Annotated in this window: 14 protein-coding genes; 8 read left to right on the forward strand and 6 right to left on the reverse strand. The window is 70.0% G+C overall.

Translation table 11 applies throughout. From position 1 onward, the window contains the following. Positions 1–23 precede the first annotated feature (23 nt). The 4 genes from DEJ04_RS08400 to DEJ04_RS08415 all read left to right on the forward strand — a co-directional run bounded on the left by DEJ04_RS08400 (position 24) and on the right by DEJ04_RS08415 (position 4,480). Positions 24–1,325, forward strand: coding sequence for a sugar ABC transporter substrate-binding protein (locus DEJ04_RS08400; RefSeq protein ID WP_111038092.1), 1,302 nt, complete (start codon positions 24–26; stop codon positions 1,323–1,325). 216 nt (positions 1,326–1,541) lie between these two features. Beyond that, entirely contained in the window at positions 1,542–2,537 is a 996-nt protein-coding gene (locus tag DEJ04_RS08405; protein WP_017888646.1) for a carbohydrate ABC transporter permease, read from the forward strand. After that, complete coding sequence (locus DEJ04_RS08410; protein WP_071406325.1) at positions 2,530–3,369, forward strand: carbohydrate ABC transporter permease; 840 nt, start codon at positions 2,530–2,532, stop codon at positions 3,367–3,369. Before DEJ04_RS08405 ends, DEJ04_RS08410 begins: the two co-directional genes overlap by 8 nt. Positions 3,370–3,526: 157 nt before the next feature. After that, positions 3,527–4,480: a biopolymer transporter Tol gene (locus DEJ04_RS08415; RefSeq protein ID WP_111046791.1), complete on the forward strand. Its 954-nt coding sequence runs from the start codon at positions 3,527–3,529 to the stop codon at positions 4,478–4,480. 127 nt (positions 4,481–4,607) lie between these two features. On the opposite strand, the gene DEJ04_RS08420 is transcribed toward DEJ04_RS08415, so the two are convergent. From DEJ04_RS08420 to DEJ04_RS08440, 5 genes are all read right to left on the reverse strand, one after another. Further along, complete coding sequence (locus tag DEJ04_RS08420; protein WP_111046801.1) at positions 4,608–5,285, reverse strand: ABC transporter ATP-binding protein; 678 nt, start codon at positions 5,283–5,285, stop codon at positions 4,608–4,610. 101 nt (positions 5,286–5,386) lie between these two features. Then, on the reverse strand, positions 5,387–6,934 hold the full coding sequence (locus DEJ04_RS08425; protein WP_071406327.1) for an ABC transporter permease: 1,548 nt from the start codon (positions 6,932–6,934) through the stop codon (positions 5,387–5,389). Between the two features lie 129 nt (positions 6,935–7,063). Continuing rightward, positions 7,064–7,774, reverse strand: coding sequence for a glycosyltransferase family 2 protein (locus tag DEJ04_RS08430; RefSeq protein ID WP_111046792.1), 711 nt, complete (start codon positions 7,772–7,774; stop codon positions 7,064–7,066). After that, a complete protein-coding gene (locus DEJ04_RS08435; protein WP_258371338.1) occupies positions 7,771–9,126 on the reverse strand; it encodes a bifunctional PIG-L family deacetylase/class I SAM-dependent methyltransferase in 1,356 nt (451 codons plus the stop codon). Before DEJ04_RS08435 ends, DEJ04_RS08430 begins: the two co-directional genes overlap by 4 nt. After that, positions 9,123–10,157 (reverse strand): acyl-CoA dehydrogenase family protein, encoded by a 1,035-nt coding sequence (locus DEJ04_RS08440; protein WP_111046794.1) that lies wholly within the window; start codon positions 10,155–10,157, stop codon positions 9,123–9,125. Before DEJ04_RS08440 ends, DEJ04_RS08435 begins: the two co-directional genes overlap by 4 nt. Before the next feature lie 103 nt (positions 10,158–10,260). Here DEJ04_RS08440 and DEJ04_RS08445 point away from each other — a divergent pair, with 103 nt between their 5' ends. From DEJ04_RS08445 to rplL, 4 genes are all read left to right on the forward strand, one after another. After that, a complete protein-coding gene (locus DEJ04_RS08445; RefSeq protein ID WP_017888661.1) occupies positions 10,261–11,001 on the forward strand; it encodes a response regulator transcription factor in 741 nt (246 codons plus the stop codon). Then, entirely contained in the window at positions 10,998–12,524 is a 1,527-nt protein-coding gene (locus tag DEJ04_RS08450; RefSeq protein ID WP_111046795.1) for a cell wall metabolism sensor histidine kinase WalK, read from the forward strand. Before DEJ04_RS08445 ends, DEJ04_RS08450 begins: the two co-directional genes overlap by 4 nt. A 279-nt stretch (positions 12,525–12,803) precedes the next feature. After that, positions 12,804–13,319 carry a 50S ribosomal protein L10 gene (gene rplJ, locus DEJ04_RS08455; RefSeq protein ID WP_017888663.1) on the forward strand — a complete coding sequence of 172 codons (516 nt, stop codon included), beginning with the start codon at positions 12,804–12,806 and terminating at the stop codon, positions 13,317–13,319. A gap of 51 nt (positions 13,320–13,370) precedes the next feature. Then, positions 13,371–13,754: a 50S ribosomal protein L7/L12 gene (gene rplL, locus DEJ04_RS08460; RefSeq protein ID WP_027466380.1), complete on the forward strand. Its 384-nt coding sequence runs from the start codon at positions 13,371–13,373 to the stop codon at positions 13,752–13,754. A gap of 177 nt (positions 13,755–13,931) precedes the next feature. Here the strand turns inward: rplL and DEJ04_RS08465 are convergent, their stop codons facing one another. Continuing rightward, a complete protein-coding gene (locus DEJ04_RS08465; RefSeq protein WP_111046796.1) occupies positions 13,932–14,741 on the reverse strand; it encodes a hypothetical protein in 810 nt (269 codons plus the stop codon). Positions 14,742–15,092: the final 351 nt, after the last annotated feature.

Genomic DNA, 15,092 nt, shown 5'->3' on the forward strand with positions numbered 1-15,092 from the left:
CAACGACGAGAAAGTAGAGAGTCATGCGCACTGCCATCCGCGCACTGGCCATCACCGCGGCCGCCGCACTCACCGTGTCCGGCCTCGCAGCCTGCTCCTCCGGATCGTCCGGCGACTCCGGCGACTCCAAGACGCTCACCTACTGGGCGTCCAACCAGGGCACGTCCCTGCAGAACGACAAGGAGGTGCTGACCCCCGTCCTCAAGAAGTTCACCAAGGAGACCGGGATCAAGGTCGACCTCCAGGTCATCGGCTGGAACGACCTGCAGAACAAGATCCAGACCGCCGTCACCTCGGGCCAGGGCCCGGACGTCGTCAACATCGGCAACACCTGGGCGACCTCGCTCCAGGCCACCGGCGCCTTCCAGGAGTTCGGTGACGCCGAGATGAAGGCGATCGGCGGCGAGGACAAGTTCGGCAAGGTCGCCCTGTCCACCGGTGGCGCGCCCGACAAGACGGTCACGAGCGTCCCGCTCTACGGCCTCGCCTACGGCCTGTACTACAACAAGAAGATGCTGTCGGACGCCGGCATCACCCCGCCCACCACGTGGGAGGAGATGGTCTCGGCCGCCGAGAAGCTGACCAAGGGTGACACCTACGGCTTCAGCCTCGCGGGCGGTTCGTACACCGAGAACTCGCACTTCGCGTTCATCAACTCGGCGCAGAACGGTGGCGAGTGGTTCGACAAGGACGGCAAGCCGACCTTCACCTCGAAGGCCAACGTCGACGGCATCAAGCGCTACCTCGACCTCATGCAGGACGCGAAGGTCGCCAACCCGTCGAACGCGCAGTACGACAACGCCACGCAGTCCACCACGGACTTCGCGAAGAAGAAGGCCGCGTTCATCCTCAACCAGAACAACGCGAACGCGACCATCGAATCGCTCGGCATGAAGTCGTCCGAGTACGGCGTCGTGGCGCTGCCCGCCCCGAGCGGTGGCGAGCAGATCGCGTCGTTCCCGGCCGGCATCAACCTGTCGGTGTTCAAGAACACGAAGAACAAGGACGGCGCGCTCAAGTTCGTCAAGTACATGACGAGCATGGACACGCAGACGACGCTGGACAAGCCGTACTCGGCTCTGCCGGTGCTCGCCGAGGCTGCTGACTCCGTCACGGACGAGCAGACGAAGACGTTCCTCGACATCTACAACAACAAGGCGAAGCCGCTCCCGCTGGTGCCCGCCGAGGACCAGTTCGAGTCCACGGTCGGCAAGGCGATGAACGACATGTTCGCCAAGATCGCGACCGGTTCCAAGGTCTCCGAGGCCGACATCAAGTCGGCACTGCAGACCGCCCAGGACCAGGTGTCCCAGGCCGCCGGTTGATCCACCCTGGAGGCCCGGGTCGCGTCCGACGGACGCGCCCGGGCCTCCGCCCCTGACGCTCCAGGGCCGACCATCCGTCGGCCGTGAGGCACACGCCCCGGAGCCGACCACGCGTCGGCCGTGCGGCTGACGCCCCACGCACCCCGCGCCTCCCGGCCGCTGCCACGGCCGCGCGGACCGCACCTGCACGCCCCTCCTGCCGAAAGGCCCCACCAGATGTCCACGACGGTCCTGCCCGACTCGGAGCGCATCGACCTGACGCACACGAAGGCCCCGACGATGTCGGGCCGTCCGCCAGGTCGCAAGCGCAAGACCCACTGGCTGCCCTACGCGCTCGTCGCGCCGGCCATCCTGTTCGAGCTGCTCATCCACATCGTCCCGATGCTCACCGGCATCTGGATCTCGTTCATCCAGCTCACCAAGTACTTCATCGCGAACTGGGGTGCCGCGCCCTTCGCCGGGTTCCGGAACTACCAGGTCGTCGTCGACTTCGACCAGGCGATCGGCCGCGGAGTCCTCAACTCGTTCCTCATCACGTGTGCCTTCACGGTCCTCGTGGTCGGGCTCTCCTGGACCTTCGGCATGGCCGCAGCCGTCGCGCTGCAGAAGCCGTTCGCCGGACGCGGGCTCTTCCGCACCCTGTTCCTCGTGCCCTACGCGCTGCCGATGTACGCCGGCGTCATCACCTGGAAGTTCATGTTCCAGCGGGACTCGGGGGCCCTGAACCACCTGCTCGTCGACCAACTCGGGCTGTTCGGCGGCAACGCCCCGTTCTGGCTCATCGGCAACAACGCGTTCGTGGCCGTCGTCGTCGTGGCGATCTGGAAGACCTGGCCGTTCGCGTTCCTGATGCTCATGGCCGGCCTGCAGTCGGTGCCGAACGACGTGTACGAGGCCGCCTCGGTCGACGGTGCCAAGCCGTTCCGCCAGTGGCGCTCGATCACGCTGCCGATGGTCCGCCCCGTCAACGTGACGCTCGTGCTCGTGATGTTCCTGTGGACGTTCAACGACTTCAACACGCCGTTCGTGCTGTTCGGCTCGACCGCTCAGCCACCCGCCGCGGACCTGCTGAGCTTCCACATCTACAACGCGTCGTTCATCACCTGGAACTTCGGTTCCGGTGCCGCGATGAGCGTCCTGCTCCTGCTCTTCCTGCTCGTCGTCACCGGCATCTACCTCGCCGTGACCAACCGGAGGTCCGTCCGTGCGTGAGACAACTGGCGCCAAGTCCTTCAAGATCATCACCCTGGTCGTCCTGACGCTGTTCACGGTCGTGCCGCTCTACGTGATGATCACCACGGCCATCAAGCCCCTCGGCGACGTGCAGGACAACTTCACGTGGATCCCGTCGCGGATCACCTTCCAGCCGTTCATCGACATGTGGTCGACGGTGCCGCTCGGTCGGTACTTCATCAACTCGCTCGTGGTCTGCACCGTGGCGACGGTGTTCTCGCTGATCATCGCGACGTTCGCCGCCTACGGTGTCTCGCGCTGGAACTTCAAGGGCAAGAGCACCTTCACCACCGCGGTGCTCTCCACGCAGATGTTCCCCGGCGTGCTGTTCCTGCTGCCGCTGTTCCTGATCTTCACGAACCTCGGCAACTCCCTCGGCATCCAGCTCGTCGGGTCGTGGCTCGGCCTGATCATCACGTACCTGACGTTCACGCTCCCGTTCTCGATCTGGATGCTCGCCGGGTACTTCGAGACCATCCCGCGCGAACTCGACGAGGCCGCGATGGTCGACGGTTCGGGCCCGATGGGTGCGCTGTTCCGGGTCATCCTGCCGTCGGCCCGTCCGGGTTTGGTGGCGGTGGGGATCTACTCGTTCATGACGGCCTGGGGTGAGGTCCTCTTCGCCTCGGTCATGACGAACGGCCTCGGTTCGACCCTGGCGGTCGGTCTGCAGCAGTACTCGACGCAGACGAACGTGTACTGGAACCAGGTCATGGCGGCGTCGCTCGTCGTGTCGATCCCGGTCGTGGCCGCGTTCCTCGTGGTCCAGCGCCAGTTCGTCGCCGGCCTGACCGCGGGTGCCGTGAAGTAGGCGGAGGCCCCTTCCGCACGACCCCTTCCGCAAGACACCGGTGTTCGCGCTCGACGCCCCCGCATGACGCGGTGCGCAGCGCGAACACCGGTGTTTTGCCGTTCCCCACCCGACGACCCACCGACCCCGACCACCCGACGACCGACAGGATGGAACCATGAGCGACGAGACCCGCGGGCGGCAGCTGCTGCCCGGACAGACCAGCCGCGTGCACGTGTACGACGTCGAGTCCCGCACCTCGCGGCTCGTGTTCGAGTCGGCCGCGGTGCTCGTCGAGGCGCCGAACGTCCTGGACGCCGAGACCCTGGTGCTCAACGGCGACGGAAGCCTCTGGCTGCTGCGGCTGCCGTCGGGCGACAGCGGCACCGACACCGTGCTCGACGAGACGGCGCTCGTGCCGGTGCCGATGGACGGCGTCGACGAGATCAACAACGACCACGTGCTCGACCCGTCCGGCAGCTCCATCGTGGTGAGTGCCCGTGACGGCGAGCTGTACCGCGTTCCGCTGCCCGAGGGCGGCCCCGCGACCCGGATCACCGACGTCGCGTCCGCCCTGCCCACCAAGCGGAAGTTCTACCTGCACGGCATCGCCCCCGACGGGAGCGCCCTCGCGGCGATCGTGGGGGAGCTGTCCGAGGACGGCGTCTGGACGACCGACGTCGCGATGGTCGACCCGGAGACCGGCGAGCCGACGTTCGTCACGCGGGACGAGCACCCCGACGACGGCTGCACCATCAGTCCGGCCGGCGGGATCCTGCTCTGGAACACGGAGCGGTTCACCCCCGGTACCGCGCAGCTGGCCGTGCGCTGGCCCGGGCACGACAGCCCCGTCCGCCTGACGAACGACGACCGCGTGAACTGGTTCCCGCACCTGTCCCCGGACGCCGCACACCTGCTCTACCTGTCGTACGAGCCCGGCGTGCAGGGTCACCCGGCCGACCACCGCGTCGAGCTGCGCCTGCTGCCGGGGTCGCTCGTCCGGGGTGCCCGGATCGCGGTCCAGCCCGAGACCCTGGTGGCCCTCGACGGCGGTCAGGGGACGGTCAACGTGCCGCCGTGGGCCCCGGACTCGACGTGGTTCGCGTACTGCGACTACCCGGCGGCGGGGTAGCGGGATCGGCGGCGTCTTTACGCGCTGCGCGACAGTCCACGCTCCGCCGGACGCGTGGACTGTCGCTCAGCGCGAAACGCGATCGGACGCCCCGCGCCTGCCCGCGCGCCTGCGCCCGCCCGCCCCGCTAGACCTCGCGCACCTGCCCCTGCTTGATGTGCAGGCGCCGCTCGGCACGCTTCGCGACCCACGAGTCGTGCGTGACGATGACGACGGTCAGCCCGCGCTCCCGCCACTGCTTCTCGATGAGCGCCATGATCTCGTCGCGGGTCGACTCGTCGAGTGCACCCGTCGGCTCGTCGGCGAGCAGCACGCTCGGGTTCTTCACCAGCGCCCGGGCGATCGCCACGCGCTGCTGCTGTCCGCCGGACAGCTCGGCCGGCAGGTGCTCCATCCGCTCACCCAGACCGACCTCGCGGAGCGCGGCGACCGCACGCTCGCGGACCTCGCTCCGCGACCGGTTCGCGATCGACCCCGCGAACGCCGTCTCGACGTTCTCGAGCGCCGTCAGCGTCGGGATCAGGTTGAAGCTCTGGAACACGAAGCCGATCTCGGTCGCCCGCAGGTCGGTCAGCGCGCCGTCGCCGAGCTTCGCCACGTCGCGGTCGCCACCGAGGTGGATCGACCCGGCACTCGGCCGGTCGAGCGCTCCGAGCATCTGCAGCAGGGTCGACTTCCCGCCGCCGGTCGGCCCCTGGACGGCCACGAGCTGCCCCTGCGGGATCGTCAGGTGGACGTTCGTCAGGGCGGTGACGGTCCGGTTCTTCTGCTTGTAGGTCTTGCTGACGTTCGTCAGCCGGTACATCGGACTGGAGGCACGGCTCGCCTCCGCCTCGCCGGTCGCGGTGTCGGTGCTGGTCACGGTTGCTCCTGTCGTCGGTTCGGTCGTGTCGGTGCGGCCGGGCATCAGGCCACGCTCCGGAGCGCCTCGGCCGGACGGAGCCGGCTCGCACGCCAGCCGCCGAGCGCGCCGGCGATGAGGCCGCCGAGGATCGCGAGGCCGATCGCCAGCAGGATGATCTCGACGGTCACCGGGGCGTGCAGGACCACGTCGGTCGTCGACGCGGTGCTCGCGCCGCCGCCGAAGCCTCCTGCCGGCGCACCGCCCGTCGTGCCGCTGCCCGCGGCCGCGGTCGCTGCGCCGCCGGGCATGCCGCCACCGCCACCGGCACCCCCGCCGGTCGTGCTCGAGGCGCTCGCCGAGATCGTCGGGCTGATGACGTTCACGACGAGGATGCCGATCAGGCCGGCCGCGGCGCCGAGCACGCCGCCGATCAGGCCCTGCACCAGGGACTCACCGGCCACCTGTCGGGTGATGCGGCCGTTCGACCAGCCGATCGCCTTGAGGGTCCCGAACTCGCGGGTGCGGCGGGTCACGCCGGAGATCGTGAAGAGGATCGCGATGAGGAACGCCGCGGCGAGCACCACGATCGACAGCCACTTGCCGAGGTTCGAGACCAGGCTCGACGCGGTGCTGAGCGACCCGGACACGCTCGAGGCCAGGTCGGCCTCGGTGGAGACGGTGGCGCTCGTCAGCTTCGCCTGCAGAGCGGACTTGATCGTGCTGACGTCGGACGAGGACTCGGCGGAGACGTAGATCGAGGTGACCTTGCCGTCGAGGTCGGCCAGCGCTTGCGCGGTGTCGAGCGGGATGTAGGTGTTCGAGCCCGTGGTCGAGGCCGAGCCGGTGGAGCTCACGATGCCGATGACGGTGAAGTCGGTGCCGCCGATGTCGACCGTGTCACCGACCGCCTTCGACTCGCTCTTCGCGTACGACGCATCGAGCACGACGACGTCCTTGCCCGCGTCCTTCGCGGCGAAGGTGCGCCCCTTCGTGAGCTCGGTGCTCGTGAGCGGACCGACCGTCGCGCCGGACACCGGGATGCCGGTCACCGTGAACGAGTCGACGCTGAACGACCCACCGCCGAACCCGCCGCCACCGCCGGTGTCCCCGCTCGGCGGGCCCTGCTGGGTGGTGCTGTCGCTGCTGGAGTCGCTGCTGCTGTCCGTGCTGCTGTCGTCGGTCGACTGCTGCTGGACCTGGCCGGAGAACGTGCTGTTCTCGAGGGTCAGCACACCGGTCGCGGCCTTGACGCCGTCGGTGCTCGTGATCGTGGACAGGTTCGCGGCGTTCAGGGTGCTCGTGCCGCGCGCGACGGCGAGCCGCGACTGCGACAGGTCGGTCGAACCGCTGTCGTCGTCGCTGTCGCCCTGGCTGCCGAAGTCGAAGCTCGGACGCCCGCCGTTCGTCGACGCCGTCGCGGTCTTGGTGACGGTGATGTCGGTGCCGACGCCGTACACGGACTGCAGGACGCTCGACTGCGCTGCCTGCACGCCACCCGAGATCGACGACACGATCACCACGAGGGCGATGGCCAGGGCCATCCCGATCGCGATGATGACCGTCTGCTTCTTGCGGTTCGTGAGTTCGCGCCTGAGGTAGGTCAGGAACATGGTTCTCCTCGGTGGTGGCCGGCTGGGGTCACCGGCCGCGCAGAGCACGCGGCGGGGCCGACGGAGGAGAACCTAGGCACGCTGTCGATGACCGGCCCATCGCGGACCTATGAGGCGACTAAGGGCGCATCAGCCGACGTCGCCGTACCGCTGGCGCAGGTGCTCCGCGTAGCCGCCGGGGGTCCGGCCGGCGAAGCGCCCGCTCGTCACCACCGGCAGGTCGACGGTGGCGTCCACCCGGAAGCCGAGCGCCCGCGCCCGGGCCACCAGCCGCGCGTCCTCGTGCTCGGGCACCGGGTCGAACCCGCCGAGGCTGACGTACGCCGCGGCGAGCACGCCGAGGTTCGCGCCGTGCACGTGCCCGAGGGCGGCACCGGGCGGGTGCGCCCGCGTCCAGCGGTCGAGCACCGCGGGCGCCAGGTCGTCCGGGTCGGGGACGACGGCACCGACGAGTACGTGCGCACCAGCGGTGAAGGCGTCGGACTGCTGGAGGAGCCACCGTTCGTGCACGCGCGAATCGGCGTCGGTGTGGGCGAGCCACCGGGCAGCCGGGTCGCCGTCGTGCGCACGGAGCGCGTGCGTCGCCCCGATCGTGCGTGCCCGACCGACCCCGACACGGTCCGTGGTCAGGACGTCGACCGGGTACCGATCGACCACCGAAGCGGTGCCGTCCGTGCAACCGTCGAGCACCACCGTGACGGCGGCGTCGAATCCGGGTCGCTCCGCGGCGAGCCGGTCGACGGCCACCAGGAGCGCGTCGAGGCACGCGGCGATCCGGTCAGCCTCGTCGTGCGCGGGGACGACGACGTCGATGCGTGCACGCTGTTCCGGTCGCGTCACCGGATGATCCCCTCGGCCCGGGCCACCGAGGTGACCGCCGGGCCGGGCAGGACACTCAGGACGAAGTCCTCCTCCACGTGCCGGAGCAGAGCGGGACGCGGCCACCGTTCGGTCAGTCGCGCGTCCACCGCGTCACCGCTCGACACGGCCTCGTCGTCGGGGTGCCGCCAGTGGCAAGCCACGAGCACACCGTCGTCGTCGAGTGACCCGAGCACCCGGTCGATCGTCGCGTCGAGGTCGGCTGGTGACAGGTAGTACCCGACCTCGGACATCACCACCAGGTCCCACCGCCCGTCCGGCCACTCCGCCGGCAGGGCAGCCTGCACGAACCGAGCGGTCGGGGCGCGCCGGGCGGCACGCTCCAGCGGCGCCGCCGAGATGTCGGTGCCGAGGACGTCGTCCGCGCGGTCGGCGAGGGCAGCGGTCAGGACCCCGGTCGCGCAGCCGAGCTCGAGCGCCGACCGGAACCGCGGGCGGGGGAGCGCCGCCAGCGTCACGGCACGCTTGCGCTGCTCGTACCAGGATCCGTCGAAGTCCCACCCCTCGGGCTTCCGGTCGTAGTGGGCGTCGAACGACTCGCGCGACCGCGACGCGGCGGACTCCGGTGCGAAGAACCACTCCGTCGTCCGCAGGTGGTGGGCGGCGTGCCGGTCGTCGACGATCGCCTCGTCTCCCGGTGCGTCCGACAGGGGCCGGGTCTGCGACGGATAGGCGTCGACAGCGGAACGCTTCCGGGCGACGAGGTCGTCGGGCAGCGCGAGGGCCCGGACGTCGTCCCACGGGGCGACGGAGTGGTCCGGGTCGTCCCAGTGCCAGGCCCAGATCGGGTACGCGAGCAGGTCGACGTCGGGGGCGCTCGCCGCCGCGGCCTCGGTGACCTCGCCCACGATGCGGTGGTCACGGTGCCCGTCCCCGCGCCACGGCGCGACGAGCAGCACGGGGCGGGCGGCGTCGGCGAGCACCGTGTCCAGGCTCTCGACGACACGGTCTCGGTGTTCACGGGTCGCGCCGTCCGGGATCCCCACCGAGGTCGACGTCACGTCGGGGTGCAGGGTGCGCAGGGCCGCCACGAACTCCGCGTCACGGGCGGTGGCGAGTGCCTCCGGGGTCGTCGTGGGGGAGTCCGGGTGGGAGCGCTCGCCGCGGGTGAGGAGCAGCACGTGCACGGGGACGCCGACCGCTGCAGCGGCCGCGATCAGCCCACCGGCGCCGAGCGTCTCGTCGTCGGGGTGGGGCGCGACGACCACCACCGACCCGGTACCGGCCAGGTCGATCGCCGGTGCGTCCAGGCCGTCGAGGAATCCCGTCCACGCCGCCGGGTCGGTGCCCGGCTCGCGGTGGTCGAAGCTCACCACGCGACACCGCCCCGCTCGAGCACCATCCGGCCGATGCGGGCGAGGTCCCGCGCGCCGTGGTCCTGCAGGACGTAGAGCTCGAGGTCGGCGACCCGCGCGGCGACTGCGGGGTCGGCGGTCAGTGGAGCCGGGCCGATCGTAGAGACCACCCGCTCGCGCACGGCGTCGACCGAACGGCGCACCCGCGACCGGACGGTCTGGGCGAGCAACCGCCAGTCGGTGTCGTCGGAGGCCGGGTCGGAGTCGTCTATCCGGGCGGCGGCGTCGGCGAGGGCGTCCTCGGCGTCGGCGAGGTCGGCCACGGTGGCGCCGAGGGCGGCCTGCAGCAGCTCGGACTCCGGGTGTGCGGCCGCGGTGTCACGGAGCACCCGGGCGAGCCCGACCGCACCGCCCCACCAACAGGCCGCGACGCCGATGCCGCCCCAGGCGAAGCCCGGACGTCGGAGGTACCAGCCGGGCGCGCCGACGGGTCGTGCCCGGACGCCGTCGAAGTCGACCGGTCCGCTCGGCACGTCCGGCATCCCGCGTGCGACCCAGGTCTCGTCGTGCACGGTGACGCCGGGCTGTCGCAGGTCCACGGCGACGAGGACCCGCTCGTCACCCAGGTGCGCGGTGACCAGGGCGTGCGAGAGCGTCGAGGCGAGCGAGCACCACGGCTTCGTGCCGTGCAGCAGGACCGTGCCGTCGTGCTGTGGTGCGGCGTCGAGCCGGAGGCCCGGCCCCTCGGCCGCGAAGACGCCCCAGGTCGAGCCGTCCGGGGCGTCGACCCCGGCCTGCGCGAGGATCCCGAGCGCGTCCAGGTGCGGTTCGACGGTGCGGGCGGTGGCGACGTCCGCCGCGGCGATCGCGGCGAGCGTGCCGAAGAACCCGCCGGCCGTGCCGGCGGACAGGGGTGGGGTGGTGGCGGCGACCGCCCGCGCGACCGTCAGGCGGTCCGTCGGTGGCGAGCCGGGCCTCCCGGTCGTCCGTTCGATCCGCGCGGTGTCCAGGTGCCGGGCCGACGGGGGCCAGGCTGCAGATCGCAACATGCTCCCAACGTACGGAGCGGCAGACGTGGACGTCTCCTCGATCCACAGAACGCACTGGGCCGTGCCACAGACGACTCATAGGAACTTCTCGATACTCGAAGACGTGACCATCTCCCAGCCCGCAGCAGCCCCGCGCCTCACGCGTGCCGACGGAACCCCGTTGCGCATCCTGGTCGTCGACGACGAAGCCAGCCTCACCGACCTGTTGTCCATGGCACTCCGCTACGAGGGCTGGGACGTCAAGAGCGCGAACGGCGGGCAGGACGCCCTGACGACCGCGCGGGAGTTCAAGCCCGACGCGATGGTGCTCGACGTGATGATGCCGGACCTCGACGGGCTGCAGGTGCTGAGCCGGCTGCGGCAGAACAACGACGACACCCCGGTGCTGTTCCTCACCGCGAAGGACTCCGTCGAGGACCGCGTGACCGGGCTCACCGCGGGCGGCGACGACTACGTCACCAAGCCGTTCTCCCTCGAGGAGGTCGTGGCGCGGCTGCGTGGGCTCATCCGCCGCTCGCAGATCTCGATCTCCGAGGCCGGGGACTCCCGCATCGTCGTCGGCGACCTGGTGCTCGACGAGGAGTCGTACGAGGTGCACCGCGCCGGCCGCCCGATCGAACTGACCGCCACCGAGTTCGAGCTGCTCCGCTTCCTGATGCGGAACCCCCGTCGCGTGCTCTCGAAGGCGCAGATCCTGGACCGGGTGTGGTCGTACGACTTCGGCGGCAAGTCGTCGGTCGTCGAGATCTACATCTCCTACCTGCGCAAGAAGATCGACGCCGGTGAGACCCCGATGATCCACACGGTGCGCGGCGTCGGGTACGTCATCAAGCCGACCTCGTGACCCTGCGGCGCCGGCTCGTCCTGAGCATCGTCGCCCTCGTCGTCGCCGTCAGCGCGGTGATCGGGGCGGCCAGCATCATCGCGCTCTTCTCGATCCAGACCAGCGCGATCGACAAGCAGATCACGAGCGCCACCCACCGGGCGCAGCGGTACCTGCAGCAGAACCAGTCGGGGCAGCCGAGCATCGACCTGTCCCGGCCGTCCGGGCAGGCCGCCGGCACCCTGACGGCGTACTTCGTCGACGGGCAGGTCGTCATCGCGAACGTGCTCGACGACTACGGCCGCCCGAGCGGGGTCCCGCAGACGAGCGCCGAGGCACTGGGGTCCGTCCGTGTGGACGCCGACCCGGAGACGATCGACCTCGGCTCTGACGTCGGGCGGTACCGCCTCGCCGCCGTCAACGTCGGCCCGGCCGTCCTGGTCGTGGGACTCCCGATGGCCCCCGTCTACGACAGCGTCTGGAAGCTCTTCGGGGTCGTCCTCTCCGTCGTGGCGACCGCACTGGTCGCCGGTTCGGTCGTCGCCGCGTTCGTGGTCCGACAGTCGCTCCGGCCGCTCGAGCGCGTCGCCGAGACCGCGTCCACCGTCGCGCGCATGCCGCTCGACCGCAGCGACGCCCTCGACGGTGTCCGCGTGCCCGACACCGACCCCCGCACCGAGGTCGGCCGGGTCGGCAGCGCGTTCAACCGCATGCTGGGGCACATCGGCAGTGCGATGCAGGCGCGGGAACGCTCGGAGCAGAAGGTGCGGCAGTTCGTGGCCGACGCCTCGCACGAGCTCCGGACCCCGCTCGCCTCGGTGCGCGGGTACGCCGAGCTCACCCGGCGCATGGGCGGCGACCTGCCGAAGGACGTCGTCTACGCGATGAGCCGGGTCGAGTCCGAGTCCATCCGGATGACCTCGATGGTGGAGGACCTGCTGCTCCTCGCCCGGCTCGACGAAGGCCGCGAGATCCAGTTCGCCGAGGTCGACCTGACCGGACTGGTGCTCGACGCCGTGAACGACGCCCACGCCGCCTCGCCCGAACACCCCATCGAGGTCGACGTCCCGCCGGAGCCGGTCACCATCACGGGCGACGCCGCGCGCCTGCACCAGGTCATCGTCAACCTCGTCACGAACGCCCGGACCCACACGCCCGAGGGCACCCGCATCACGGTGGGCCTCGCCCCGGTCGACGGCGGCGTGGACCTGACCGTGCGCGACACCGGCCAGGGGATCGACCCGGAGTTCCTGCCGAAGCTGTTCGAGCGCTTCGCCCGGGCGGACAGTTCGCGGTCCCGCACGGTCGGGTCGACCGGCCTGGGGCTCGCCATCGTGGACGCGGTCGTGCAGGCGCACGGCGGCCGGGTCGAGGTCACGAGCGAGCCGGGGGACACCGTGTTCACGGTGCACCTGCCCCGCGACCCGGCTTCGGCTGCCGCCGGGGCCGGGGCCGGGGCCGGGGCTGTCGCGTCGTCGCCGGTTGACCCGGCGGGGTCCGCGGACTGGTCGGCGACACCCGCTGCGGTGGACCGCACCCACTGACGGTCGGGAGGCGCGGGGCGGGGCCGCCCCGCGCCTCCCGACCGCTGTTTGGTCTCGTCCACGGCATCTGCTACTCTTCTCGAAGCCAAAGACCGCCGGATGTCGTGCTGCTCGCAACGTGTTTGTGAACATCGTGACCGAAGGTCCTCACTCGTGAGGCATCCCGCGCAGGTGTTCCGAACCACTCCCACCATCTGGTGAGAGCAGCTCCGAGCCTCTGCGCCGGAGCTTTTTTCGTTCGTGGACCTGGGGCTGCCGGCAAGACCCCCAAGGAGAACCATGGCGAACAAGGAAGCTGCGGTCGCCGAGCTCACGGAGTCCTTCCGTAGCTCGAACGCCGTTCTGCTCACCGAGTACCGCGGTCTCACGGTCGCGCAGCTCAAGGAGCTCCGCAACTCGATCCGTGAGCACGCCACGTACGCCGTGGTGAAGAACACGCTGACCAAGATCGCGGCGAACAACGCCGGCATCTCGTCGTTCGACGACGAGCTCGCCGGTCCGTCCGCTCTCGCCTTCGTCCACGGTGACACCGTCGCCGTCGCGAAGTCGCTGCGTGCATTCGCCAAGGCGAACCCCGAGCTCGTGGTGAAGGGCGGTTACTTCGACGGTAACCCGCTCACCGCGACCGAGGTGGACAAGCTCGCCGACCTCGAGTCCCGTGAAGTGCTGCTCGGCAAGCTCGCCGGCGCACTCAAGGCCTCGCTGTTCGGTGCTGCGTACCTGTTCCAGGCACCCCTCTCGCAGGCCGTCCGCACCGTGGACGCCCTTCGCGAGAAGCAGGAGTCCGCGGCCTGATCAGGCTCGCGTTCATCAACCACACGTACTAGCTAGTAGTAGGAGAAAATCATGGCGAAGCTTTCGCAGGACGAGCTCATCGAGGCCTTCAAGGAGCTCACGCTCATCGAGCTCTCGGACTTCGTGAAGAAGTTCGAAGAGGTCTTCGAGGTCACCGCGGCCGCCCCGGTCGCCGCTGCCGCCCCCGCCGGCGCAGCTGCTCCGGCCGAGGCCGCTGAGGAGAAGACCGAGTTCGACGTCATCCTCAAGTCCGCTGGTGACAAGAAGATCCAGGTCATCAAGGAGGTCCGTGGCCTGACGTCGCTCGGCCTCGGTGAGGCCAAGGCGCTCGTCGAGACCGCCGACGCCAAGATCCTCGAGGGTGCGAACAAGGAGACCGCCGACAAGGCGAAGGCGACCCTCGAGGCCGCTGGCGCCACGATCGAGCTCGCGTAGTCTCGACCGTTCCGGTCACGAAGGCCGCTGCCCCTCGGGGTGGCGGCCTTCGTCGTGTGCGGGGCGCTGGCGGCGGCGGCTTGACTGTCGCCGAGACTCGGCTGTGCGGACACTTTGCCGGCCGTTGGAGCGGGAAGTTGTCCGGTGGGCCGAGACTGGACCCGTCGCAGGAGCTGCTCATGGAGCGATCAACACCTCGTGCGAGCGGAGCAGCGCACGGAACCGGTCGAGGCTCTCGAGGTGCCACCAGGTCACCCGGATGACGGACCGGACTTCTCGTCGGGTACGGATGCGGTCCTCCCGGCGCTTCTCCTGCCAGAGGACGTCGCCGGGATCGCGACCTGCGAGCATCTCGCGGTCGACGTACTTCTGCTTGCCATCGAACTCGACGACGACTCCGGCGTCGGGCAACCAGAAGTCGACGCGGTCGCGAAACCCGTTCGTGACGAACTCATGCTGCGGGTGGATGGTGGTCACTCCCAGTTGCACGAGTCGGATCGAAGAGTACGACTCACCGGGTGACTCGTGTGCCGGATCGAGCGCAGTGGCGACGAGCCGAGCCCTCCGGCCACCACGCGATGCGGGCGGCGGCAGATGTTCCTCGAACACCTTCCTGTCGATCGCCTTCATGCGTACCGCATGGTCGATGGCCACGGCGGCTACTGCCGGGTCACACGTTCGCGCGACGGCCATCGCCGTTCCAAGCGCATCGACCACCGGGACGCCGTCGAATCGGCTGCGGCCGAGGCGCAGGCCAGCGGGGTCGATACCGTGTCGAATGAGTCCGACCCGGTGTTCGACGCCGACCAGCTCCCAGTCGACGACGTGAATCCGCTCCGGAGCCGGTCCGATCAACGGCCAGCCATGGATGAGCGCAGCCGTGACGTGGGAGAACGCGCTGGTCGGACCCAGGTCGGGAGCGACAGCCCGAGCCATGGCGAGGTGCTTGTCCGCCTTGTCGAGTGCATCCCACACCCGCTTGTCCATGTAGATACCCGCACGGAGCCGAACGACTCGCCCAGCGGCATAGAGCCGTCGGAGTTGTCGTGCTTGCGATGGATCCGACCGCTCGGCGCGGAGGAGATCGGGCCGTGTCTGGTGCAGTTGCATGATGCGAGTGTGCGGACTCTGATGTGCGCTGTATGCCCTCCGGCGGGATCTGTGGAGAGAGGGAGGTCACGACTGTCTCGAGGACGGTGCCGAGTCTCGTCTGGGCAGACGTTTTCGCGCCTTGGTGAGCCGTGGAGAGTCCGCCTGGCCGAGACTCGGCACCGTCCTCGAGACAGTCGTGACCTCCCTCTCTCCACAGATCCCGCCGGAGGGCATACAGCGCACATC

The sequence above is a fragment of the Curtobacterium sp. MCLR17_044 genome, from assembly GCF_003234435.1.
GTDB lineage: Bacteria > Actinomycetota > Actinomycetes > Actinomycetales > Microbacteriaceae > Curtobacterium > Curtobacterium flaccumfaciens.